The organism is Vibrio coralliilyticus ATCC BAA-450 (genome assembly GCF_000176135.1).
GTDB classification, from domain to species: Bacteria; Pseudomonadota; Gammaproteobacteria; order Enterobacterales; family Vibrionaceae; genus Vibrio; species Vibrio coralliilyticus.
On the sequence record NZ_ACZN01000018.1, the window covers coordinates 839,165 to 863,658 of the forward strand.

The following is a 24,494-nucleotide window of genomic DNA, read 5'->3' on the forward strand; positions in this document are numbered from 1 at the left end:
GAATGTCTAACTCTGCTCCATTTTTCCTTCTGGAAAACGTCATTCAAAACTACCCTTGGGGTAGCCGAGATTCGATTAACACGCTATTTGGTATTGCAAACCCTGAGCAACAGCCTCAGGCTGAAATCTGGATGGGTGCTCACCCGAATGGATGTTCAAAAATTCAGTTAGAGAATGAGACCGTCCTACTGTCTGATTTTATCAACCAGAGCCCAGAGCAAACCATTGGCACAGAAACTCAGCAGCGTTTCGGTGAACTGCCGTTTCTTTTCAAAGTACTTGCCGCCGCGCAAGCACTCTCCATTCAGGTTCACCCGTCCAAAGCACAAGCGGAAGAAGGGTTTGCCAGAGAGGATAAAGCAGGCATTGAGCGTAATGCCTCTAACCGTAACTACAAAGACCCTAATCACAAGCCAGAGCTGGTGTACGCTCTAACGCCTTATATGGCCATGAATGGCTTCCGCGACTTCGAAGAGATGATTACGCTGTTTGATGAGATCAATGCTCATGCTCTGCAGCAGGATATTGATGCTTTTCGCGAGAACCTTACGTCAGAAGGTCTGCAGGCATTCTTCAAAGCCATGCTAGAACTGGATGGCGGCAAAAAATCCGATGCCTTAGATGCATTGCTAAGCTGGGCTAATAACAGCGAAGATTCATTAGCGGCACTGGTTGTGGAATTGAACACCCAGTACCCTAACGATGTCGGTCTCCTCGCCCCTCTAATGCTTAATGTGCTTGAGCTTCAACCAGGCGAAGCGATGTTCTTAGATGCGGGAACCCCTCACGCCTACATCAAAGGTACAGGTCTAGAGATCATGGCCAACTCGGATAACGTATTGCGAGCGGGTTTGACGCCAAAATATATGGACGTTGAAGAATTGGTGAGCAGCTGCAAATTTGAAGCGCTGGATAAAGGTAAAATCTTAACGCAACCTGTCGCTAACGAGGGTGAGCTCAACTTCCCAGTGCCTGTTGAAGACTTTAAGTTTTCTGTTCTTAAGCAGCCAGAAAGTAAGCAGCTCGAGCTAAACCGCGCTGAGATAATCTTCGCTATTGATAGCGATGTAACGCTTCATTCAGGTACAGAGAGGCTAGTGTTAAGCCGAGGCCAGTCAGCATTTGTTCCTTACTCTACTCAAGCGATTAACGTGAGCTCTAAAGGCTCTGTTGCAAGAGCTCACTAGGCTACGTACTCTGACAATTCATAGAGCCCACTATTGAGTGGGCTTTTTTATTGCCAAAGAAAAGCAACTAGTCGCATAAAATTCTCCTCACTCAAAAAATAGATAAATAGTTGAAAATATCTATCAATTGAATTTTCTATCAACAGCATAAATATCATTAAAAATTCATACCTTAAGAAAATGGCATCATCATTCATTCTTAATCATTAACAATTTTTCAACATTAAATTGTTCAATATGGATATCGCATTGATTCATATGGACTGTTGTATGCGATCTTGTTAAATGATGAATAATAGGGATAGGTATGAAACCGTTTAGATCAAGTTTACTTCCACTTGTTGTATTTTCGGCAGTAACTACGGCTTCCGCAATCGCTGAAGCCAATCAAAATCAAATCACAGTCACACTTGAAGCTGAGCTTCCTGGATACCCTCGTGATATAAGTGATGGCAATTACGTTGTCGGTTTTTCTAATGGCGACTGGGATTGGGAGGGCGCACCAGAGCTGAGCAGAGCTGGCTTCCGTTGGTCGCAAGAAGGAGCAGAAGCCAATGTAGAATGGCTGACTGCACCTAACCTGACACAATCTGAGTTGTACGCAGTCAATGACAATGGTGACGCAGTGGGTACAGCTTGTTTTACGCACTCAGGGTGCCAAGCAGTATTTTGGAAAGCTGACGGCGAAATAGTAAAACTCAATCAGGAAGTCGATAGGGAAATCGCCAAATTCATTGCAGAAAATCAATTGGGATCGAATCCAAGTAATTTCCCTTACGACGTCAATGTTCATGGAGAAGTATTTGGCTTTACCAATTTCTTCACTCATAACGGCGCGCGCGGCATTTTAGCATGGACATGGTCAAACAATGAGGGATTGACTATTTTGCCGGGAGGAGGCGGAGAATCTCAAGGATTTGAACGTGTTAGTGCCGGTAACATAAACGGGATCGCAGTAGGTGGTGCATACGATGAGTTTATCCCTGATGGCGAGTTTGCAAGCTATTGGGATACCGCCAACACACATCATAAACTCGACGTACCACAAGCTTTATACCCATATGGTTCAGTGGCTATGAGCATCAATAACTCCGGCGATATCGTTGGTGTCGATGCCAGCTTATATACTCGTCCATGGACAATAAACCTCAATGACCCATCGAGCTTTACTCAATTGACCGAGTCACCTTATGGCGCCACAAGCATCGACTCCATTACAGAAGGTGGTATGATTCTAGGCTCAGCCCGACAAGTGATGTCCGGTTACTACTTTGATCGCCCACAGATTTGGGATACAGAAGGTAACTTGTATGACATCAACGAGTACTATCAAGCAGATAGCCACAATATTGGCGGTAGTACAAACATCGGCCTCAATCATCACAGGTTACTTGTTGCGCCTAAGCAAGAAATAGGCGGCAGCAGCTATATTGGAGCCGCAGTATTTCGGATTCACGGAATTTAACTCATGAAACTCGGACTCAACCTGTAAACGACTTAAAGGAGCAATCAATTTGCTCCTTTTTGCATTAAACACAACACTTTTATCACCGAGAACCAACTATGATTCAGCCAATCGCTGTTCGACTCACCAAAGGCCAAGACTTAAAAAAGCAAATCCAGTCTCTGGTGACACAATATGATATTCAAGCAGGGTCTATTGCATCTTGTGTAGGGTGTTTAGAACAAATTAGCATGCGCTTGGCAGGTGCTGAACAATCTATAACACTAACTCAGCCTTTTGAAATTGTTTCCGTGATGGGAACACTGACCCCAAACCACCAACACATCCACATTTCCGTTGCAGATAGCGAAGGGAAAGTCATTGGTGGACACCTTCTCGAAAACAGCATCATAGACACCACCGCCGAACTGATCCTTCACAAGTACCCTAACCAAAGCTTTTCAAGAGAGCAGGATGAAGCAACGGGGTATACCGAGTTGGTAGTTGGGGAGTGTCGAAATAAGAAATGAGGAATGGTAGTGACCCCAGTTTCTCTAAGACACCCATCTATCATCTCAGGATGATCATCAGTCTGACAGGCCACAAACATGCGGCTCATCTGAAAAATCATGTACGTTGTTTAGATCTTACATTGAGAACATAAAAACCCAAGCGCATGAATACACTTGGATTTTTATATCTTCGTAGGATCGTTCAAACGTTCATTTTTGGCTTAACTATTCGGCATGAGTAATGTATGCGGCCTTTTGAGTAAGCAATAATTAAAATACGCTCTGAGCTTTGTGCTGTCTAGCGCGTATACGTTGCGGTTAATGTCGCTTTACCTAAAGCCACACTGTTTAAGGTAAACCCAACCACTGCCGCGGGTGTTTGTGGATTGAGTTCTAAGCTGGCGGTAGGCAGCGCCCAAACTGTAAACTGGTAGCGATGCATACCATCCCCAGCTGGCGGACATGCACCGCCATACCCAGTGGTGCCAAAGTCGATGCGTGATTCCGTCCCACCTAACTTGTTAATGTCTGCTCCACGAGGTAATGCTTTGACGGAAGCTGGAATGTCAAACGCCAACCAATGCCAGAAACCACTGCCTGTAGGCGCATCGGGATCGTATACAGAAATCGCATAGCTCTTGGTCCCAGCAGGCGCACCCTTCCACGTCAGCTGCGGAGACATATTGTCACCATCACAACCCCAACCTTGATACTCAAAGGTTTTCTGCATCGGGTGGCCTTCAATAATGTCTTCGCTCATGAGTTCAAACGCCTGAACAGAGCTCGTCGTTAGGATTCCTACTGCCAGTAAGGATTTGGCTATCTTTTTCATTGTTGTCCTTTCCTATTTTGTTTAAAAGTTGCGGCGTTGAGCCTAGTGCCTTTAGCCATACGTGGGGTAATCGGTATACCCGCGTTCATCACCACCAAACAGTGTCGCACCGTCCAGATCCTGCAGAGGCTGTTGATGCCTTAGGCGTGCGACTAAATCTGGGTTAGAAACATACGGACGTCCAAAAGCAACTAAATCTGCATACCCTTTTTCGAGTACAGTCTCCGCACGTTGCTGAGTGTAACTGCCGGCGACAATGATGGTGTTGGTGAAGTAGTTGCGCAGCTCTTGTCTAAAGCTTTCAGGAATCACTGGCGCATCATCCCAATCGGCCTCCGACAGGTGTAAGTAGGCAATGTCGCGAGCTTGAAGTTGCTGAGACGCCTGTAGAATCGTCGCGACAATCTCTGGGCAATTCATATCCTTAAACGTGATGAAAGGTGCCAGTCGTACTCCGACTTTATCGGCGCCAATGGCAACACTCACAGCATCGACCACCTCCAATAAAAAGCGTATGCGGTTTGCCTGAGTTCCACCGTATTGATCGGTTCTGTGATTGGAGTTTGTACGCAGGAACTGATCAATCAAGTAACCGTTACCACCGTGGATTTCAATGCCATCGAAACCCGCTTCAATCGCACGCTTTGCCGCGTAAGCAAAATCGCTCACCACTCGGTCAATATCCGCCTGAGACATGGCTCTTGGCTCGACACAATCCACCATATTACCGTTGCCATTCTCGTCAGCGATCCACACTTGCGTATCTACGGGTTTCAGGGCCGATGGTGCGATAGGTTGCTCGCCGTTTTGAAAACTTGGGTGCGATACTCGACCCACATGCCATAGCTGGCAAAACATCACTGCGCCTTGTTGTTTGACCGCTTGAGTCACGGTTTTCCAACCCGCCACTTGTTCATCGGTGTAGACGCCCGGAGTGAAAGAATAGCCTTGTGAATCGTCAGAAATCTGTGTCGCTTCAGAAATAATTAAGCCCGCGGTCGCGCGTTGCTGATAATAGGTTGCCATCATTGGGTTAGGTATATTACCCGGCTGGCTAGTGCGCGCTCGGGTCATGGGAGCCATCACAACACGGTTTTGCAGATCCAGTTGCTTTAGTTGTGTTGTATCAAACAGTTTGCTCATCATCGGTTCCTCAGTTAAGTCTTGGTCACTGGGATGATTGCTCACGAACTCCAGCCGACCTGGTAATCATGGAATCAGTATATTGATCAGAGTTAGTTTGATAATTGGTGTAAATCTGAATTAACTATTTGGCTCAGCTAAACAATGACGTATGAGTGACCGAATGGGTGAGCCCCTCCACTCAAGAGCAAGAAGTTGACAGCATGACACCATAAACAAAGTGACAGCGAACAAGGGTTCGACAAGCCTATGACTAGTGTGTCGGTAGGGTAGGTATAGATTATTCGGTTCGAATGAAAAGTGTTTTTAGATTAGCTGCCCTTCTCTTTGCCGTCACCGATCACGTATTGTGGAGTATACGTTTTCCCTTCAGGCACAAGGTAGTCATATGCGTATAAAGGCCATCGATCACTTTACCATCAGAACCTCTAACCTAGATATAACCATACAGTTCTTTGAACAGTCTCTTGGGCTACAGCGCGGCCCTCGCCCTCAATTTGCTTTTCCAGGTGCTTGGATGTATGACGATGATGGAAACCCTATTTTACATCTAGTGTCTCTCTCTGAAGGGCATACTCCCAAAGCTCTGGTGGATTATTTAGGAGGCAAAGAAGGCCAATCAGGCTCAGGGGCCATAGACCATATCTCATTCAAAGGCCACCACCTTGCATCAACTCAGCGGCACTTGGCTCACCTGAAGATTCCTTTTCGTGAACGCGTGATCCCGCAAATCAATGAGCATCAGATCTTTTTCGACGATCCAAACGGTATCACGATTGAAATTATTTTCCCTTTTTCACCCGACAACAAAATAGTAGGCTCCCTCTTACCCGTGGTCGAGCTCACTTAACAATGTGGGCGTTTTCTCTTTGATTTTAGGGGATATCTAGCCGCTGATGAATTTTATGCTAAACCCGTTTTGCTCTTGCTGTATCGCTTTATCAGCCGATAAGATCAGAAGGTAAACTATCTGGATGAATTCTGCATTAATCGCTAAATTTGTTCGCTAGGTAAGCTTCAAACAAGTATCGAGAGCTGCGGCTTGTTTTATGAAGTTGAGGCACAAAAAAAGACGTCCTAGGACGTCTTTTTTAAAATGTGGCGGTGAGTGAGAGATTCGAACTCTCGATACGTTGCCGTATACACACTTTCCAGGCGTGCTCCTTCAGCCACTCGGACAACTCACCGAATCAAATTGTGGTTGGTTTTGCTCACCAACGAGGCGCTAATTTAATGATTCTATTAGGTTAGGTCAAGCCTAATGAGGAAAAAAAGCGTCACTCATTGATCGTTTGATTACTTAATGGCTAATTCGACCAGATTTCCTGCAAAATCAGGCTTGCTGATAGTAACCCGGTACTCTAAACCACTTGCGGCACATATCGAGAAAGTAACCATACAAGACACCCATTCCACATGAGATCACTGCATTCGAGGTTACCGCCGTTAGGATTTGATCACTTGATGCGCCAACTGCAAATAGGATCGCAGCATACACTGGCGATTGAAACAGTACATAAGCAAGCAAGTCGGACATATTCTTCATCATACTCGTGGATGAGACTCGCTCACCTTGCCTAAGCATGAAATCTCGGAACATGCCGTATGGCCAAGCAATCGCAATATTCACGGGAATAGAAAGGGTTCGTGAAGCCAGAGATTGTTCGAACGTCATCCCGGAAATAAAGATTTCTATGATCATCCCAGAAATAAAGCAGAATACCACCATAGCAAAAGTGTCTGCTGCTGCATTACGAATACAAAACGGCCCACGCGGCTTCATCTAAAACCTCAGTATATAAATCCAAATTAAAACAATTAAAGTAGTGATATAAACTGGATAAAATTTAAATTACCAGCACATAAAACTATTATTTCATGATTTATGCAGTTTTAGATTTCAAATTCATGCAAAGGCAGTAAATAAACCACCAAATTCAGTAAAAAGGTTAGAACAATTCGCTACAAATCCTCAATCTGCTCACAAATTAATCAAAATTACGTAATTTACTTACAGAAGTCTTTTAGTAGAACCGTTAATACGTCCAAATCTGATTGGGAAGGAACCTCGCCTAGTGTAAGCTTCATCTGTATCGCTTTCAGGGTTTCTTCCAAGTGGTTATCTTCAATGCCTGTTGTCGCCGCTTTCAGGGCTTGAAAATGCTCTTGTGCTTCTTCTAGGTCACCATTCTCTAGAGCCATATAGAACGTCAGCAACAATGACTCTGTCTCTTCATCTTCAGCATTCGAACTCTTTAATAGTGTGGGTTTATATTGATAAAGGCGTTCAGAATATCGATAGAGCGCATCGTCAAGTTCGTTTTCATCAATAGGCTTCGAGACAATGTAATCAACCCCCACTCCAAGCATACGCTCTCGGGTTTCTTTAAATACGTCAGCTGTGCAGCCTAATATAAGGATTTTAGATTTAGAGCTAGGAAGTGAGCGGATTGCAGAAGTAGCCTCCACGCCATCCATTACTGGCATGTGGTTGTCCATTAGAATTAAGTCATATTCATTGTTTGCTATCGCATGGATAGCCAACTCGCCATTTTCTACCACTTCACACTCAAAACCTTTGTTACTCATGAAGGTGTTAATGATTATGGCATTGGTCCGGTTATCTTCAACAATCAGTGCCTTCAGGCCGTTGTAATTCAACTTGCGGTGCTCTTTGGCGTCTTGATTTCGAGGCTCGCAGCGGTCCATCGCAACCAGAGCATCAAAACTGGTACCTATACCCAGCTCACTGGTCAATGTCACGCTACCATTCATGAGGTCACACAACTGCTTGACGATCGCCAAGCCTAAACCTGTACCACCAAATCGGCGAGTTGTAGAAGACTCCGCTTGTTCGAAAGGTTTGAATATCTTTTGTTGAGCTTCTTTTGCTATTCCTATTCCCGTATCTCGGACTTTGATTTCTAAGTAGTTTTGCCCCTGCTTTTCTACCTCCTTGAAATACACCTCAACATATCCGCGTGAGGTGAACTTGACCGCATTGTTGAGCAAGTTGAATAGTATCTGACGCAGGCGTGCCTTGTCTGACATATACCAGCGATCAGGTGGCACTTCGGAATAAACCTTGAACTGCAGCCCTTTTTCAGAGCACAGCGTAAAATAGACACTATTAATACTGCCAATGATGGCCTCTAGCGGGAACGGATTGTTTTCAAGCTCCAAATGGCCTTGTTCAATTTTAGAGAAATCGAGAATTTCATTGAGCAGTGTCATCATATGGTCGCCAGACTCATAGAGCGTTTTCATGTGCTTCTGCTGTTCTTCACTCAAGTCTGTTTTAAGCAATATCTGAGCAGTGCCCAGTACGCCGTTCATTGGCGTCCGAATCTCGTGTGATAATGTGGCTAAAAAGGCGCTTTTCGCTTTGGTTGAAGCTTGGGCTTTCTGCTTTTCGGCTTCCAGGAATACGGTTTTTTGATTAAACGTCTCGATCAGGTGTTTAATCTCATCTTGACTGTTGTAACGCAAATCGATGATGCCTCCTTCTATAGAGTCATCAACCTTCTGAGCAATAATCACGATAGGTGAAATAAGGAAGCGATTGATAAGGAAATACCCCATCATCACACAAGCAAGCATAATCGGTATGATGCCGGCTTCAACTTTAGAGACTAGATCATAGACTTGCTCTGTCACCAAGCGATTCGCATTCACAACATCGATGTACCATTTAAAGTCGCCGAAGTCGGTACTACTGATGTAAATGCCCTCCACTACCTGGAAATTGTGCTCAGTAATGACATCACCATATGAGTCTTTTAGCACCACGCCTAATTCATACTCTTCAGCATGCTTACGCACAAAGGCAACTAGGCTTTCGAGCGATATGTCTACCGTTGCCACACCGGCGAAAACATCATCGACGTAATAAGGAGAAGAAGCGGTGATCATCTGGACATGGGTAAAAGGATCGATATACACCTGTGACCAAGAAACCGTGCCCATTGGCTTACCAACAACAGAGGTATACCAAGATTCTTTGTCATAGCCGCCAGACTCTGGGTTATCCCAAGAGAATACTTGATCTATCTGTCCATCACTGGCTCGATTGAAAAACAAGCTTTTATAAGCTTTGCCTTCCTCGATTGAATAAGGAATTGGCCAAAGTCCACCACTGACCGCGACACCATCGATTACCGAAAATAACTCAAACAGCATCTCTTCCTGATGGCTCTGCGATTCATGAGTATTACCGATACTGACCACACTCTGGAGTATGCCCAGAGAACTGTTCAAAGGCTCTTTGATCTCAGCGGCTATTATTTGCGTTCTCAGGTCCAAATTCTTTTCTAACTGATCCCTAATAGGTGGCTCCACCACCAAATAGCTCACAGTACCAATGATCGCAATCAGCAACGCCATATACATGGCGAGCGCCAAAAAGCTCTTTCTTTTGAGGGAGGAACGAATTTCCATAAGCCTTTGAATTTTGTCCGTTTAACTCCAATTATAGCGAAGATAACAAAGCTGCCACCTTTTTATGTCTCGTTTTGGCTGTTAGTATTAGCCCAATTTCATCAAACCCGTTTGGTATTCATTTTGACACTACAAGAAATCCTTTCTCAGCCAGAACTGGAAAACCGACTGATCAACGAGCCAAAAACTCAAGGATTCGTTACAGCTATGGCTGCTGCACCCAATGTATTGCCGCCTCAAGAATGGCTTCCTTTTCTATGGGGTGGAGAAGAAGTTGCGCCTTTTTCTGATGGCGAGCAGCTAGAAACCTACATTGAATTGATTATTGCAATGTGGAACGAATACCGCCCTGCTTTACTAGAAAACCAGTGGGTATGGCCAAGCGAATGTTCGCTGGATGAAGCGGATATCGTTAATCAGGAAGCACGTGATTTCTGTGAAGGTGTTTTGCAAGGCTGGCAGCTAGCCAGAGATGACTGGGAAACCATCATGCCTGAAGACAGCGAAGACAGCGCCCTTCTTGGCGGTGTACTGCTTTCTCTCAGCATGCTTTACGACCCAGAGACTTCAATCGCTACATTGGCTGAGCAAGGTATTGAAGGCTTAGAGCAGTTTGAAGAGATATTTAATGCAATCCCAACTATGTTATGTGGCCTAGCAATGCGCGGCTCCATGTTGGTGGAAGCGGAATAAAAACTACTCAAAACTAAAAAGGGCCCAATGGCCCTTTTTTCTTTGTAAACAGCATTGCTCACTTCATTGATGACCACTCAAAAGCATCTATCCTCTCATCTGCGATGTAAAACAACTTAGTTCCTGGAAGGATAACCTTTTCTAAGTCGGGGTTGAGTTCGATCCCTTTTCCGGTATCAATCGCGATGAGTGTCGCTTGGTAAGCACGTTTAATGTAAACAAAGATAGACTGCACATCTGTTGCAGAAGCGCTTTCTGGGTAGGTTGTTGAGTACTGAGTCATTCCTCTAGTGGAAGCGAGCAGCTCTTGATGAAGAGCGCTAGATCCCGGGTCTACAGCGGCTTTGGCAAGCATTTCGGCTCCAACGGCCGGAATACATTCAGCATTCGGGCAATGTTGATTGAGCAATTGGCTCAACGCTTCATCTTTGAAATAAGCTAATAGGTGCGCCTTTGGGTTCACGTTGGCTGAGTAAAGCGCCGCAGATAGCGTAATATCATCTTCCAAGTTATCGACCACGATGCAACTGGCCTGTGCGACCGATGCCTTTTCCATCTCCTGCTCATCGGTGTAGCTAGTCACTTTTACAAAGCCGATTTCTCCTGGTAAAGGATTCTCGATATCAGATCTACTGCACAATACGATAGGTCGTTTCCCTTCTTCTTCATGTTGCAGCATACGAATTAAATGCATAGTACGCTGACCGTTCCAACCTAAAAGCAGAATATGATTTTCCACACCAACTCTCCGTTTTCCTAATATTCCTGCGCGCCAATAATCTACTGATGCCGAAGCTAACCTACCAACAAGAGCAGCAAATAAGGTTAATCCGCCAGGTATGACGAATAAAATCACCACCCATTTTCCTGCTGCTGTTGTCGGAGACAAATCGCCATATCCGACTGTCGATGCCGTGACCATGAGGTAATAGACAAAAGTGGAGATATCTTCAGTCAGTGCCGTTTCACCACTAACTACCAACATTCCCCAAGACAAAGCCACATACGCCAGCAGCAAAATGATCAGATTGCGATTACTCAGCTGGAATAATCGTGATTTCAACCACTTTTTGAAAACAAACCAAACTGACATATTTCCTGTTACTCGACTGATTACTATCAATATTCTAACTAGGTTAACTCACTTAGGACCGATGAGCCAATTCCCTGTATTAAACTGTTGATCCCTTGTCACTTCTATATGGTTATAGTCAGAAAAATCAGGGTAATAACGTTTAAATGGGCGGCTTACACACCGACGCTCGCTTTCTGCAATCTTAGGTTTTGCGTTTATCTATCGAATCTCAAATCGGCTAGGTCTATGTTGGGGATAGACGAGTATTAAACTCGCTGTAATTAAGATAAGAAAGTAAGGGTTTTCACATGATGTCTTTCATCTTTTTAGTACTTTTTGCTGCGATGCTTTTCGCATTCTGCGGCAAAAAGTCACTTGGCTACACTCTGTTCGCCACATCGATATTGATTGGTTTGTATTGGTTTAACCACCATGCCAACGACGCTCTTTCTATTTTGCTGTAAGGAGAGCACGATGAACCGAAATCAAATCAATATTCTTAATACCCTCGGCCTTTTCGGCATGACGTTAGTCTTGCTAATTGGTTTTGTCCTCCAATTCTCACTCAACGAGTTGCCATGCCCCCTTTGCCTACTTCAGCGCATTGGTTTTGTCATGGTGATGTTTGGCTTTCTGCTCAACGTAAAATACGGTCCACAGCAACGACATTATGGTGTCGTGTTGATAGGGGCACTGTTTGGGGCAGCGACCGCCCTGCGCCAAGTCTCATTGCACGTTATCCCTGGTACTCCTGGATATGGCAGCGCTATCTTTGGTATGCATTACTACACTTGGGCGTTCGTCTTGTTCTCAGCGACTATTTTGGCTGTCGCGATACTGCTCATGCTGTGGAACGAGGCTTGGAATACGGAACCTTTCGAAATGAGCAAGATTGGTCGCTGGGTGTGTCTGCTTGCGATATCGGTAGTGGCTCTCAATATGCTATCGACGTTTGTTGAGTGCGGGCCATACCAATGTCCAGATAACCCTGTGAGCTACTGGTTGTTTAACTAAACCGTGAATAATTAGAGACAAAAAAGCCAGCTTAGTTAAGCTGGCTTTTGAGTTATTTGTATGCGGATTTAAGCGTTACCCTTAACCTGCATGTTCAGTTGCTCGGCAAAATCAAGCATACGATTTAATGGAATAAGCGATTTCACACGTAATGCTTCATCAACGAAAATTTCGTGTTGTTCTCCACCGTCGCGCAATGCTTCTTCGATTGCTTTCAGACCGTTCATTGCCATCCAAGGACAATGTGCACAGCTACGACAAGTGGCTCCTGCACCAGCAGTAGGTGCTTCAATCAGTTCTTTTTCAGGCACCAATTGCTGCATCTTGAAGAAGATACCTTTATCAGTCGCAACGATCATTTTTTGCTGAGGTAGCTCTTTAGCCGCTTTGATCAGTTGGCTAGTTGAGCCGACAGCGTCCGCCAGCTCGACTACACTCGCTGGTGACTCAGGGTGTACCAAAATCGCCGCTTCAGGGTATAGACCTTTCATCTTACGTAACGCATCAGCAGAGAACTCATCGTGAACGACACATTCGCCTTGCCACAAAAGCATATCAGCACCAGTTTGATTGGCGATGTAAGAGCCTAAATGGCGATCGGGGCCCCAGATAATAGGTTTGTCTTCAGCGTCTAAATGCTCAACGATTTCCAAAGCGATACTTGACGTCACCACCCAGTCAGCACGGGCCTTCACCGCAGCTGAGGTATTCGCATAAACTACGACAGTGTGATCAGGGTGCGCATCACAGAATTCTGTGAATTTGTCCGCTGGACAACCTAAGTCTAATGAACACTCCGCTTCTAGCGTTGGCATCAAGATGCGTTTTTCAGGTGTCAGAATTTTTGCAGATTCGCCCATAAAGCGCACACCACCGATAATCAATGTGCTCGCAGGATGGCGGTTACCAAACTTGGCCATCTCTAGTGAATCGCCAACAAACCCTCCGGTCTCTTCAGCAAGCGCTTGAATTTCAGGGTCAGTGTAATAGTGGGCGATCAGTACCGCGTCTTTCTCTTTAAGCAGCTCTTTAATGTTTTTAATGTGCGCTTGCTTTTGGTCATCTGTCAGCGGTGTTGGTTTCGGTGGGAATGGGTAAACAGTTTCGATTGTATCTAAAATGTGGCTCATTGCTCTTGCTCTACGCAACTTCCAGTAATCCGAGTATTGTAACCTTAACCCAGATCAAGATGCTAGTTTCCGCAAGAATTACTTGTTGAGTAAATAGTGAATGGAATGTCCGTACAGAGGGTATTAAAAAGGAGCGACTCTGCGCTCCTTTGTTTATCTACTTAATACGTTCTGCCGCAAGTTTTGCAGACGCACTATCTGGATACTCGTCAAGTACCTGTTGATAGTACTTTTTCGCTTGCGCTGCATTGTTGTTACGCTGCGAAAGGTCACCAAGTTTCACCAGAGCATCCGCACGTTTATTCGAGTCTTTGTAAGACACTACCGAGGCAAAGCTCTTAACTGCTTCTTTATCCTGCTTCTTAGCAAAATAAAGCTGCCCTAGCCAGTAATGGGCGTTTGGTGCAAACGTTGAGTCAGGGAAGTCTTTCTGAAATTGCTGGAATGCAGCAATAGCACCCGTGTAATCACGTTTCTTAAGGATAAGATCAACGGCATTCTGATACGCAGTCTGCTCATCCACATTAGTACTGAATTTACCAACAGGCTTCGCTTGGTCATCTTTAGCTGCAGTATCGACTGCTGGAGCGCTGTTGATCTGGCCGCGAAGCTTATCAAGCTCGATAAACAATTCACGCTGACGCTGCAGCATCTGCTGCATGTCGTAATTATTCTTTTCTAGCTGACCACGAAGGTCACTAATTTCCAACGCCATTTCATCAAGCTGCTGTTGCATTTGCAACTGAACGCGATTGCGGTTTTCTAACAAGCGTTCGAGGCGTTGAACTTCGGTTTCATTTGCCGGTACGGCAGAAGACGATGGTGCAGAGTTGCTACCACCAAGATCAGATACTGGAGCTGGTGCAGCGAACACAGTGTTCGCTGCACTTGCCAGTAACGTAAGCGTAACTACGCGCTTAAGGTTACTGAACATAAGGTCTTTCCTTGATTAGTATACTAGAACCGCACGACGGTTCTTAGCGTACACATCTTCAGACTGACCTAGTAGAAGAGGCTTCTCTTCACCGTAGCTCACGATTGAGATTTGGTCTGCTTGAACACCTAGTGCTTGTAGGTACTTAGCAACTGCAGTTGCACGACGCTCGCCTAGTGCGATGTTGTACTCAGGAGTACCACGCTCATCAGCGTGACCTTCGATAGTCACTTTTAGTGCAGGGTTTTTGCTTAGGTAAGCCGCGTGTGCAGCTAGCATTTCTTCGTAGTCACCAGCGATGGTTGCGTTGTCAAACGCGAAGTAGATTGTTTGAGACTCACGAAGTGCCTGCTCTTTAAGCTCTTGCTCAGAAAGTTGGCCGTTCTCACCGATTGGTGAAACTACAGTTGTATCAACACCGTTAGCAGAGCCAGACGTTGATTGGTTAGTTTCAGAACCAGAAGCGTTAGCTGCGTCATCGCTTGAACTACATGCTGTAACAGCTAGAACTGGTAGCGCAATCAATAGCCCTTTAAGAACTTTGTTTAGTTGCATTGTTATATTTTCCTTACTTTTTGATACTTATTACTTGCTACAAAAACGGTGACCATGCAGGTGCACGAACGCGACCGTTTGTTGCCGGTAATCGAGCTTTAAAGCGTCCATCTATTGAAACCATTGAAAGCACATTGGTTTTGTTGAAGATAGAGCTATAAATAACCATACCGCCGTTTGGCGCAATACTCGGTGATTCATCCAGCAATGTTTTTGTCAGAACCTGAACGGCGCCCGTTTCAAGATCCTGCTTTGCCAAATTGAAGCCCGAGTTACTGCGATTGACCATTACTAGGAATCGTCCATCAGGTGTAATCTGCCCACCTAGGTTCTGGCGACCCTGCCAGGTAAGGCGGTTGGTTGAACCACTTGCCAAATCTACTTGATAAATTTGAGGTTTACCACCCCGATCCGAGGTAAAGATCAGTGATTTGCCATCAGGATGCCAGAATGGTTCTGTATTATTTGATCTACCACGTGTTATTTGCGTCAACTTGCGGGTTTTCAAATCCAATGTATAAACTTGCAGGCTGCCTGTTTTCGACAACACGAGAGCGAGTTTATTACCATCAGGAGAGAATCGTGGCGCACCATTGTGACGAGGGTATGACGTTACTTTTTCACGCTCACCCGTGTAGATGTTCATGATGAAGATTTCTGCCTGGCCATTTTGGAAACTCACATAAGCCAGTTTCTTACCATCTGGTGACCAAGCTGGAGACATAAGTGGCTGCTTAGAACGTAGAACCAATCGCTCGTTATAACCATCATAGTCAGCAACACGTAGTTGATACGGATAGCTGTCTTTATCGTTAACCACAACGTAAGCGATTCGAGTCAGGAACGCACCACGCTCACCAGTTAACTCTTTGTATACCAAGTCTGAAATTCGGTGAGCATATTCACGCATACGCTCCCCCGGCACTGTTGCACGCTTGTTGAAAAGCACGTGATCTTTAGACAACACGAGTTGGCCATCAGTACTTAACGCTTTGCTTTGCCCTTGAGTTAATTGACCACGAACTACGTCCACCAACTGGTAGTTGATTACATAGTTACCTTCCGCATTTTGCGAAATAGTGCCTGTTAGTAACGCATCAACGCCTAACCCTGTCCAAGCATCAAAGTTAATTTCACTTTCACTATATGGTGTTTGTGGCATTTTGCTGGTTGCAACTGGGCTGAATTTACCACTGCGTTGCAAATCAGAAGCAATAACAGCTGATACATTATGAGGTAATTTAGTTGAACCTTCCCACTTAAATGGGACGATAGCGATCGGACGTGCAGAGTCAATGCCGTCTGTAATCACAAGTTCCAGTGCCGCATTGGCTACCTGAAACGCGCTCATCACTGTGAGCAAACATCCTAATACTAGTCGCTTTAACACAAGCTTTTCCTTATGACTTAGGTTCTACGGTTAAATTGATATTCTTTAACTGATTGATGACGTCTTGTTCTTTAGGTAATGGGAAACTTCCTACCTGCGCAACCGCTCGTCGCGTCGCCGAACACAGTCGATTGTCACCATCAAGCACGCTTAGATTACCGACAATGGCGCCAGCACCTGTAGGAATCAGGCGCAGATTAACTCGGCATGACTTTCCCCTGAAACTGTCCTCCAGTAGCAGGTTCTGCTGAATCAATTGGGTATAAATAGCACCGTATCGATCCGCTTCACTATTCACGTGTTGCTGTCTAGCTGAACTGTTTTGCTCAGCCTCAGTTTCTAGACCAGAGAAGATGTTATCTAAAGCAGCTTCTTGCTCTTTACGTTCACGCTCCAAGCGCTCTAAACGTTCTTTCTCTTTTCGCGCTTTCTCAGCAGCTTCTTTAGCAGCTTTCTCCTTCGCTATACGTTCTTTTTCAGCTTTTTCAGCCGCTTCACGTTGACGACGTGCTTTTTCTTCCGCTTCTTTTGCCGCTTTCTCACGTGCAACGCGCTCTTTCTCTGCTTTAGCGATAGCGGCTTCTTTAGCTAAACGTTCTTGTTCCGCTTTTTTGATCGCCTCTTCTTTCGCTTTACGCTCAGCTTCTAATTTAGCCGCACGTTCGCGCTCTTTTTTAACTCGCTCTTCAGCGGCTTGGCGTTCTTTTTCTTTCTGCTGTCTGGCTTTCTCAGCTTCACGTGCAGCTTTCGCTTCTCGTGCTTGCTGCTCTTTCAGCTTACGAATGCGTTCTTCTTCCGCTTTGCGGTTTTTCTCAAGCTGCTCGCTTTCGCGGCGCAACTTATCTAAACGGTCCTGCTCTTTCTTCGCTGCTTCTTCACGTTGACTGCGAATTTGCTGAGCTTGCTGGCGCACCAAGTTGGGGTCAATAACAACCGCCTGAACCATCTGACCAGAAGGCTCTGGCTTTGACATGGTAAAGTCTGTTCCCCAAATAAGCGCCACAGCCAACAGTGCATGCAAAGCTGCAGATATCGCTATCGGCTTGGTGTAATCACTCTTTTTCTTTGGTTTGGTCTCTTTCATAACCTGAGAGCGCTTATTCCTTTATGTCCGTAAGAAGCCCCACTTTAGGGATCCCAGCACGGCTTAATTCGTCCAGAACCAGTACCACTTCAGCATAAGGAGTCGCCGCATCACCACCAACAGCGACAGGTGACTCTGGCTTCAAGGACAGTTCTGCTTTCACACGTACAATCACGTCCTGCAGCGAGATACCACGCATGACTTCTTCATCGTTTACACTCAGGCCTAAATTGCCTTCACGATCAATTTCTACGATGATGAAACTTGAGTCGCTATCTCCGGCGAGCTCTGATGCAGGTTTCGCTGTTGCTGTTTTTGGCAACTCAACATCAACACCCTGTGTTACGAAAGGCGACGTCACCATGAAGATAATTAACAACACGAGCATAACGTCGATGTAAGGCACAACGTTAATCTCTGCCGTCATCTTACGTTTTTTAGGTTGATAGCCTGCCATATCCATTAATCCCTGTTGGCAGAATCACGTCCAGCCATCGCTTGGCGGTGCAGGATGCTGTGGAATTCTTCAGAGAAAGTGGCGTAGTTGTGTTCCAACTTACCCACTTTATTACTCAATCGGTTGTAAGCCATCACAGCTGGAATCGCTGCAAATAGACCCATCGCAGTTGCAACCAATGCTTCAGCGATACCCGGCGCAACCATGGCTAAAGTAGCCTGCTTAACTTCACCAAGTGCGATAAAGGCATGCATAATGCCCCAAACTGTACCAAATAGACCGATATAAGGGCTGATTGAGCCAACCGTTGCCAAAAATGGTAGGTTAGTTTCAAGTTCATCGACTTCACGGGCAACTGCAACACGCATTGCGCGACCAGTGCCTTCCATAATGAAGTCAGGTGAGTCAGCGTTGGATTTTCTTAGGCGAGCAAACTCAGTGAAACCTGAATAGAAGATCTCTTCCGTTCCTTCCAGTTCGTCTTTGCGCTTTTTAGCATTTTGATAAAGGACGGAAAGATCAGTGCCTGACCAGAACTTATCTTCGAATGTTTCAGCTCCTTTCGCAGCTTGGGATAGCACTTTACTGCGCTTAATGATCATTGCCCAAGAAACAATCGACATACCTAACAAGGTCAACATCACCATTTTTACGAGCAGGCTTGCTTGCAAAAACAGGTCAAGCATTGAAATATCAGCGGTCACTGTGAGTAAACTCCATAACTATTGATTGAGGGATCGCTTTTGGCCTCATTTTTTCATTATCGATGCATGCTACCTTAACCATTGCTTTACACAATGTTTTACCGGCAGGATTTACGATCTCCTGACAGAAAATAAGGCTTGCTTTCTTCGCTTCTGCAACTGATGTCTTAACCGTTAGACGGTCTTCGAGACGAGCGCCTTGCAGAAAATCGATGTCCATGTGTCGGACTACGAAACCGATGTTTTGTTCCAAAAGAGTCGATTGTGAAACACCAATACTGGACAGATATTCAGAACGGCCACGCTCAAAATACTTAACGTAATTGGCGTGAAATACCAGCCCACCGACGTCAGTATCTTCATAATAAACCGTTACAGGCAGCTCAAATACAGCAGGTTCGCTTTGCACATCAATCCCTTTCTAACAATTGAGGTGCTTTACTATAACGCAACTCATTGCCGTTTATGCAAGGGTTAATGGAGGTTTTCAAAGATTGAAACAAAAAAATAGCGCCAGCTATCAAATAGTGGCGCTATTGTGACTAATTAGTGGATAATTTTCAGTCAGTTCAATTTACAAAACACGTATTAGAGTTAAATAAATTAGAATCGTTAAGGAAAAATAGGGACTGAATAATACTTGCCAATACCAGTTTTTTGGTTTGAAACTCAAGCCAAAGATCATACTGGAGCAAATTGCCCAAATCATCAGCGGTGAGATCAGTGCATTGAAGCCGCCTATTGAAGCTGAATACTGCTCCGGATCCCACATCACCATAGCAACATGATAAAAACCAAGAATCAGAGATAAGGCTCTAAACAGAGCCTTATCCATTGGCGCATGCAGCTTAGCTACCTGCTCAGTGAGATTACTCACTGTCTTTATCCATCATTTCTGAATGCTCTAGCCAAAGAGCATTGATGATACCGAATGCACAAGCAAGTAGTACACCTAGAATCCATGCGAAATACCACATAGTAATAGCTCCTTAGTAAAGTGAGTTTTTGTTGTCTTCAATGAACTTGCTGTCCAGACGACCGAACATCTTGTAGTAAGTCCAAATTGTGTACGCCAAGATAACAGGCACCATGATAAAGGCTACACCTGTCATCAGATTGAGCGTCAATTCAGATGACGTTGCATCCCACATGGTCAGGCTGTGGTTAGGCATCAAATCAGAAGGCATGATGAATGGGAACATCGCAAGACCCGCTGTGAAAATAATACCTGCATTACCTAGGCTTGAAGCGAAGAATGCGATACCACCACGCTCAAGACGTGAAGCCAGTACAGTAACAAGAGACATCACTACACCCAGCGCTGGAGCAATCCACATCAACGGGTACTGCTCGAAGTTGTTCATCCAAGCACCCGCTTCACGAACTACTTCTTTAGCAAGTGGGTTAGACGCGCCATTATGGTCAATTGCGCTGGTAATCACGTAGCCTTCAATACTTTGAACCCAGAAACCAGCAGCAACGAAAGTCGCAACCGTTAGTAGACCCATGATTTGTGCAACACTGCGTGAGCGAGCGTGAACTGCGTCTGTAGTCTTCATCTGTAGCCAAGTAGCGCCCTGCATTAAGATCATGAACAAGCTAACTAAGCCACATAGTAATGCGAATGGGTTTAACAGACCAAAGAATGAACCGTGATACGTTGGCATCAAAAATTCAGTCAACTGGAACGGTACACCTTGTAGTAGATTACCAAACGCCACGCCAAAGATAATTGGTGGAACGAAGCCACTGATAGAAATACAAATATCCCACGTTTGACGCCACTTAGTATCTTCAATCTTTGAGCGATAAGAGAGGCCCAACGGTCTTAGCCACAAAGCAGCCAACGTCAGAATCATCGCCAGATAGAATCCAGAAAACGACGTTGCGTAAACTAAAGGCCATGCAGCAAATAGAGCACCACCCGCTGTCACCAACCAAACTTGGTTACCTTCCCAGTGAGGTGCGATCGAGTTGATCATCACACGACGTTCAGTGTCATTTTTTCCGATTACAGGTACTAGCGCACCAACACCCATATCGAAGCCATCAGTCACTGCGAAGCCTACCAGGAGAACACCGATCAGAACCCACCAGATAAGTCGCAAGATTTCGTATTCAAACATATGTTTCTCCTTGCTTTACGCGTCTACTTGACGACTAACTTTGTCTTCAACAGAGTCAGCGTTTTGCTCAAAGTGGTAACGACCTGTCTTCAGGCTGCTAGGACCTTTGCGAGCAAATTTCAGCATCAAGTACACTTCTGCAATCAGGAAGACGGTGTATAGCGCCAAGATTGCAAACAGTGACGTCCAGATTTCTCCAGCGGTGAGTGCAGATGCCGCCACATGTACAGGTAGAATTTCACCCACAGCCCATGGCTGACGACCGAATTCAGCAACAAACCAACCTGCTTCGATAGCAATCCAAGGCAGTGGAATACTCAGCAACGCGGCTTTTAGTACCCATGGTTTTTGCTCGATCTTCTGGCGACAAGTCTGGATGAATGCGGCACCGAATACGAATAGCATGATAAAGCCACACGCAACCATGATTCGGAACGACCAGAATAGTGGCCAAACTGTTGGGATAGAATCATCCGCCGCCGCTTGGATTTGATCTTCAGTCGCATCAACCACGTTTTCTGTGTAACGCTTCAGAAGAAGGCCGTAACCTAGGTCGCCTTTCACTTCATCAAAGGCAGCCATGTTTTCTTCTGACTTATCGCCTGCACGAAGCTTTTCAAGCAGTTCATAGGCGTACATACCAGTGCGAATACGTTCAACGTGTTCATCACGAAGGTCACGTAGACCTGTTACTTGCTCATCTAAAGAACGAGTCGCGATGATGCCCATAACGTAAGGAATCTTGATCGCGTAATCAGTATGCATGGTTTCCTGATTTGGCAGGCCAAACAGAGTGAAAGCGGCTGGCGCTGGTTCGGTGTGCCATTCAGCTTCTACTGCTGCCAGTTTTACTTTCTGCACTTCACCTAGTTCATAACCAGATTCGTCACCAAGCACGATTACAGACAGGATTGCCGCCATACCAAAAGAGGCTGCGATGGCGAATGAACGACGAGCGAAAGCGATGTCACGACCTTTTAATAGGTAGTAAGAACTGATGCCAAGAATAAACATCGCGCCTGTCGTATAGCCAGAAGCTACTGTGTGTACGAATTTCACCTGAGCGACCGGGTTAAGTACAACCTCAGCAAAGCTCACCATTTCCATTCGCATGGTTTCAAAATTGAATTCTGCTCCAACTGGGTTTTGCATCCAGCCGTTTGCAACCAAGATCCACAGTGCCGAGAAGTTAGAACCCAATGCGACTAACCAAGTTACAACTAAGTGTTGTCGTTTTGTCAGTCGGTCCCAGCCGAAGAAGAAAAGGCCAACGAAAGTGGACTCAAGGAAGAAGGCAACCAGAGCTTCGATGGCCAGTGGAGCCCCGAAGATATCCCCGACATAATGAGAATAGTAAGACCAGTTAGTACCAAACTGGAATTCCATGGTCAGGCCGGTGGCAACACCAAGTACGAAGTTAATACCGAAAAGCTTACCCCAGAACTTTGTCATGTCCTTGTAGATTTGCTTGTCCGTCATTACGTACAGAGATTCCATGATGGCGAGAAGGAAAGCCATACCCAGAGTCAATGGTACGAAGAGGAAGTGATACATCGCAGTGAGCGCAAACTGCAACCGCGACAGATCGACTACATCAATCATGTTTACTCCTATGTGTCGGCTGAAGACACTTTCTACATTCATGCAGCATAAGTAGGCGTTTAGCCAACTTAAATAATGTTGCTAAAGAACAGTATGTTGTTGCAAAAATGTACCGTAACGGTTAGTTAATTGTTAAGCATCAGCTAATATAGCTGGCGCTAATGCTACTCCTAAAAACTGTCTGTTTCAAAAGGTTTATCTTTGGACTTCGCTTTGATTTGTATCAAATTTTGTGCGGCATTTTTGTCTAAAAATCCATCACATTGATCCACATCAACAGTTTAAGCGAGCTTTTGTTAATTTGCGGTTATTTGGGAGGTAGACCAAGGTATTTATGCAAAACAAGCGCTTAACAACTCGTGCATTTTAGTTACCTAATTAGTAGTAACGAGATTTAATTATTGTGATCAATATCACTCATAGTAAAAGACCAGCTCATGATGAGCTGGTCCTGAAAACTTATTTTTCAATTCCGAAATGAAGGTATGCCCTATCGGTAGCAATACGCCCTCTTGGCGTTCGCTGCAGATAGCCTTGTTGTATCAGATACGGCTCCAAGACATCTTCAATGGTGTCCTTCTCTTCGCCAATGGCGGCTGCCATGTTATCCAGCCCAACAGGTCCACCACCGAACTTCTCCATAATGGCCAGCAGCAATTTGCGGTCCATGTAGTCGAAGCCCTGTGCGTCAACATCCAACATGTTAAGGGCCTTGTCTGCGATATCTGCACATATATGACCGTTACCTTTCACTTCAGCGTAATCTCGTACGCGGCGTAACAAGCGGTTGGCGATACGTGGCGTACCACGAGCACGTCTTGCGACTTCAAGCGCGCCTTCGCTCTCCATCGACAAGCCCAAACAATCAGCGCTACGCTGGACAATATGCTGAAGATCAGGAATTTTGTAGTATTCCAGGCGCTGGGTAATACCAAAACGGTCTCGAAGTGGTGACGTCAACGAGCCAGCTCGTGTAGTAGCACCGATTAAGGTAAAGGGTGGTAAATCGATCTTGATGGAACGTGCGGCAGGACCTTCACCAATCATGATATCGAGCTGGTAGTCTTCCATCGCTGGATACAACACCTCTTCAACCATCGGGCTCAAACGGTGGATTTCATCGATGAACAACACATCGTTTTCTTCTAGGTTGGTCAGAAGCGCGGCCAAGTCACCGGCTTTTTCCAGAACAGGACCAGATGTAGTGCGAATGTTTACGCCCATTTCATTGGCCACAATATTCGCCAATGTGGTTTTCCCCAAACCAGGAGGGCCAAATATCAGCAAATGATCTAACGCTTCTTCACGTAGGTTGGCGGCCTTGATGAAAATCTCCATCTGATCACGAACGTGATCTTGTCCTTGGTAATCCGCCAGTTTTTTCGGGCGAATTGCCCTGTCGATAACGTCTTCTTCTTTATAAACCGCATTTTCCGGCGCGATTAGACGATCCGCTTCTATCATTAACAGTTCCTAGTCGTCACTTAAACCATTGACTTTAGTGCTTCGCGGATTAGCTCTTCGCTGCTCATATCCGCGGTTTTGACCTGAGACACTACTTTAGAAGCTTGTGTCGGTTTATAGCCAAGTGCAAGTAATGCGCTAATTGCTTCTTCTTCGGCGTTAGCTTGATCAACTTGAGGCGCTGAATCGACTGGCGCTGCATCTGTATGCGGCGTGAACAAATCACCCGCCCCCCAACCTTTGAGACGGTCTTTCATCTCAACGACCAGACGTTCTGCAGTTTTCTTACCAACACCCGGTAATTTAACCAGTGTTGAAATGTCTTCACGTTCAACACATGAAACAAATTGGCTGGCTGTCATACCTGACAATATACCCAAGCCCAGTTTCGGGCCAACACCATTAGCTTTAATCACTTCGCGGAATAGAGCGCGTTCTTTAACGGTATTAAAGCCATAGAGTAGCTGAGCATCTTCGCGAACAACGAAATGCGTGTAGATGATTGCTTCCTCACCAATATTCGGCAATTCGTAAAAACAGCTCATCGGCATCTGAACTTCATAGCCAATACCGTTTACTTCAATCAACAATTCAGGGGGTTGCTTTTCAAGCAGAATGCCACGCAAACGTCCAATCACACTCAATACTCTTTGGAAATGAATTTGCGACAGGATAATAAAGAACTGGATAGACATCCAGTTCTTTATACAG

Annotated in this window: 26 protein-coding genes and 1 tRNA gene; 7 read left to right on the forward strand and 20 right to left on the reverse strand. The window is 45.3% G+C overall.

Going from position 1 to position 24,494, the window contains the following annotated elements; translation table 11 throughout:
* Nucleotides 1-2: 2 nt before the first annotated feature.
* The 3 genes from manA (at nt 3) to VIC_RS23230 (ending at nt 3,161) form a co-directional block, all read left to right on the forward strand.
* Entirely contained in the window at nt 3-1,187 is a 1,185-nt protein-coding gene (gene manA, locus VIC_RS23220) for a mannose-6-phosphate isomerase, class I (protein WP_006962827.1), read from the forward strand.
* A gap of 307 nt (nt 1,188-1,494) precedes the next feature.
* Entirely contained in the window at nt 1,495-2,652 is a 1,158-nt protein-coding gene (locus tag VIC_RS23225) for a hypothetical protein (RefSeq protein WP_006962828.1), read from the forward strand.
* A gap of 98 nt (nt 2,653-2,750) precedes the next feature.
* The gene (locus VIC_RS23230) at nt 2,751-3,161 is read left to right on the forward strand and encodes a PPC domain-containing DNA-binding protein (RefSeq protein WP_006962829.1); all 411 of its coding nucleotides are present in this window, start codon (nt 2,751-2,753) and stop codon (nt 3,159-3,161) included.
* Between the two features lie 280 nt (nt 3,162-3,441).
* Here VIC_RS23230 and VIC_RS23235 read toward each other — a convergent pair whose 3' ends face one another.
* On the reverse strand, nt 3,442-3,975 hold the full coding sequence (locus VIC_RS23235; RefSeq protein WP_006962830.1) for a YbhB/YbcL family Raf kinase inhibitor-like protein: 534 nt from the start codon (nt 3,973-3,975) through the stop codon (nt 3,442-3,444).
* Nucleotides 3,976-4,026: 51 nt separating this feature from the next.
* Complete coding sequence (locus tag VIC_RS23240) at nt 4,027-5,118, reverse strand: alkene reductase (protein WP_006962831.1); 1,092 nt, start codon at nt 5,116-5,118, stop codon at nt 4,027-4,029.
* Between the two features lie 388 nt (nt 5,119-5,506).
* Between VIC_RS23240 and VIC_RS23245 the strand changes: the two genes are divergently transcribed.
* Nucleotides 5,507-5,968, forward strand: coding sequence for a VOC family protein (locus VIC_RS23245; protein ID WP_038510532.1), 462 nt, complete (start codon nt 5,507-5,509; stop codon nt 5,966-5,968).
* A 249-nt stretch (nt 5,969-6,217) separates the two neighbouring features.
* On the opposite strand, the gene VIC_RS23250 is transcribed toward VIC_RS23245, so the two are convergent.
* The 3 genes from VIC_RS23250 to VIC_RS23260 form a co-directional block, all read right to left on the reverse strand.
* Nucleotides 6,218-6,305 (reverse strand) — tRNA-Ser (locus VIC_RS23250).
* 146 nt (nt 6,306-6,451) lie between these two features.
* On the reverse strand, nt 6,452-6,901 hold the full coding sequence (locus VIC_RS23255) for an L-alanine exporter AlaE (RefSeq protein WP_006962833.1): 450 nt from the start codon (nt 6,899-6,901) through the stop codon (nt 6,452-6,454).
* A gap of 224 nt (nt 6,902-7,125) precedes the next feature.
* The gene (locus tag VIC_RS23260) at nt 7,126-9,555 is read right to left on the reverse strand and encodes a hybrid sensor histidine kinase/response regulator (protein ID WP_039952549.1); all 2,430 of its coding nucleotides are present in this window, start codon (nt 9,553-9,555) and stop codon (nt 7,126-7,128) included.
* A gap of 123 nt (nt 9,556-9,678) precedes the next feature.
* Here VIC_RS23260 and VIC_RS23265 point away from each other — a divergent pair, with 123 nt between their 5' ends.
* Nucleotides 9,679-10,248 (forward strand): UPF0149 family protein, encoded by a 570-nt coding sequence (locus tag VIC_RS23265; RefSeq protein ID WP_006962835.1) that lies wholly within the window; start codon nt 9,679-9,681, stop codon nt 10,246-10,248.
* A 58-nt stretch (nt 10,249-10,306) separates the two neighbouring features.
* Here the strand turns inward: VIC_RS23265 and VIC_RS23270 are convergent, their stop codons facing one another.
* Nucleotides 10,307-11,341 carry a potassium channel family protein gene (locus VIC_RS23270; RefSeq protein WP_006962836.1) on the reverse strand — a complete coding sequence of 345 codons (1,035 nt, stop codon included), beginning with the start codon at nt 11,339-11,341 and terminating at the stop codon, nt 10,307-10,309.
* A 290-nt stretch (nt 11,342-11,631) separates the two neighbouring features.
* On the opposite strand from VIC_RS23270, the gene VIC_RS26925 reads away from it, so the two are divergent.
* On the forward strand, nt 11,632-11,787 hold the full coding sequence (locus VIC_RS26925; protein WP_006962837.1) for a DUF5993 family protein: 156 nt from the start codon (nt 11,632-11,634) through the stop codon (nt 11,785-11,787).
* A 10-nt stretch (nt 11,788-11,797) separates the two neighbouring features.
* The gene (locus VIC_RS23280) at nt 11,798-12,337 is read left to right on the forward strand and encodes a disulfide bond formation protein B (RefSeq protein ID WP_006962838.1); all 540 of its coding nucleotides are present in this window, start codon (nt 11,798-11,800) and stop codon (nt 12,335-12,337) included.
* 68 nt (nt 12,338-12,405) lie between these two features.
* On the opposite strand, the gene nadA is transcribed toward VIC_RS23280, so the two are convergent.
* The 14 genes from nadA to ruvA all read right to left on the reverse strand — a co-directional run bounded on the left by nadA (nt 12,406) and on the right by ruvA (nt 24,421).
* On the reverse strand, nt 12,406-13,467 hold the full coding sequence (nadA, locus tag VIC_RS23285) for a quinolinate synthase NadA (protein ID WP_006962839.1): 1,062 nt from the start codon (nt 13,465-13,467) through the stop codon (nt 12,406-12,408).
* Nucleotides 13,468-13,624: 157 nt separating this feature from the next.
* A complete protein-coding gene (gene ybgF / locus VIC_RS23290; protein ID WP_006962840.1) occupies nt 13,625-14,401 on the reverse strand; it encodes a tol-pal system protein YbgF in 777 nt (258 codons plus the stop codon).
* Between the two features lie 15 nt (nt 14,402-14,416).
* The gene (pal, locus tag VIC_RS23295) at nt 14,417-14,956 is read right to left on the reverse strand and encodes a peptidoglycan-associated lipoprotein Pal (protein ID WP_006962841.1); all 540 of its coding nucleotides are present in this window, start codon (nt 14,954-14,956) and stop codon (nt 14,417-14,419) included.
* Between the two features lie 37 nt (nt 14,957-14,993).
* A complete protein-coding gene (gene tolB, locus VIC_RS23300; RefSeq protein ID WP_050778648.1) occupies nt 14,994-16,307 on the reverse strand; it encodes a Tol-Pal system beta propeller repeat protein TolB in 1,314 nt (437 codons plus the stop codon).
* 49 nt (nt 16,308-16,356) lie between these two features.
* Nucleotides 16,357-17,430, reverse strand: a complete 1,074-nt coding sequence (tolA, locus tag VIC_RS23305) for a cell envelope integrity protein TolA (RefSeq protein ID WP_006962843.1) — start codon at nt 17,428-17,430, stop codon at nt 16,357-16,359.
* Between the two features lie 13 nt (nt 17,431-17,443).
* The gene (locus VIC_RS23310) at nt 17,444-17,887 is read right to left on the reverse strand and encodes an ExbD/TolR family protein (protein WP_006962844.1); all 444 of its coding nucleotides are present in this window, start codon (nt 17,885-17,887) and stop codon (nt 17,444-17,446) included.
* Nucleotides 17,888-17,892: 5 nt separating this feature from the next.
* Nucleotides 17,893-18,591 (reverse strand): protein TolQ, encoded by a 699-nt coding sequence (gene tolQ, locus VIC_RS23315; protein WP_006962845.1) that lies wholly within the window; start codon nt 18,589-18,591, stop codon nt 17,893-17,895.
* The gene (gene ybgC, locus VIC_RS23320) at nt 18,581-19,000 is read right to left on the reverse strand and encodes a tol-pal system-associated acyl-CoA thioesterase (protein WP_006962846.1); all 420 of its coding nucleotides are present in this window, start codon (nt 18,998-19,000) and stop codon (nt 18,581-18,583) included. The genes tolQ and ybgC overlap by 11 nt, the downstream gene beginning before the upstream one ends.
* A gap of 165 nt (nt 19,001-19,165) precedes the next feature.
* Nucleotides 19,166-19,468 (reverse strand): cyd operon protein YbgE, encoded by a 303-nt coding sequence (gene ybgE, locus VIC_RS23325; protein WP_006962847.1) that lies wholly within the window; start codon nt 19,466-19,468, stop codon nt 19,166-19,168.
* On the reverse strand, nt 19,461-19,568 hold the full coding sequence (gene cydX / locus VIC_RS26460; protein WP_000270284.1) for a cytochrome bd-I oxidase subunit CydX: 108 nt from the start codon (nt 19,566-19,568) through the stop codon (nt 19,461-19,463). The genes ybgE and cydX overlap by 8 nt, the downstream gene beginning before the upstream one ends.
* Before the next feature lie 12 nt (nt 19,569-19,580).
* A complete protein-coding gene (cydB, locus tag VIC_RS23335; RefSeq protein ID WP_006962848.1) occupies nt 19,581-20,717 on the reverse strand; it encodes a cytochrome d ubiquinol oxidase subunit II in 1,137 nt (378 codons plus the stop codon).
* A 15-nt stretch (nt 20,718-20,732) separates the two neighbouring features.
* The gene (gene cydA / locus VIC_RS23340; protein WP_006962849.1) at nt 20,733-22,319 is read right to left on the reverse strand and encodes a cytochrome ubiquinol oxidase subunit I; all 1,587 of its coding nucleotides are present in this window, start codon (nt 22,317-22,319) and stop codon (nt 20,733-20,735) included.
* Nucleotides 22,320-22,778: 459 nt separating this feature from the next.
* A complete protein-coding gene (ruvB, locus tag VIC_RS23345) occupies nt 22,779-23,783 on the reverse strand; it encodes a Holliday junction branch migration DNA helicase RuvB (RefSeq protein ID WP_006962850.1) in 1,005 nt (334 codons plus the stop codon).
* A gap of 20 nt (nt 23,784-23,803) precedes the next feature.
* Entirely contained in the window at nt 23,804-24,421 is a 618-nt protein-coding gene (ruvA, locus tag VIC_RS23350) for a Holliday junction branch migration protein RuvA (protein WP_029236098.1), read from the reverse strand.
* Nucleotides 24,422-24,494 lie beyond the last annotated feature (73 nt).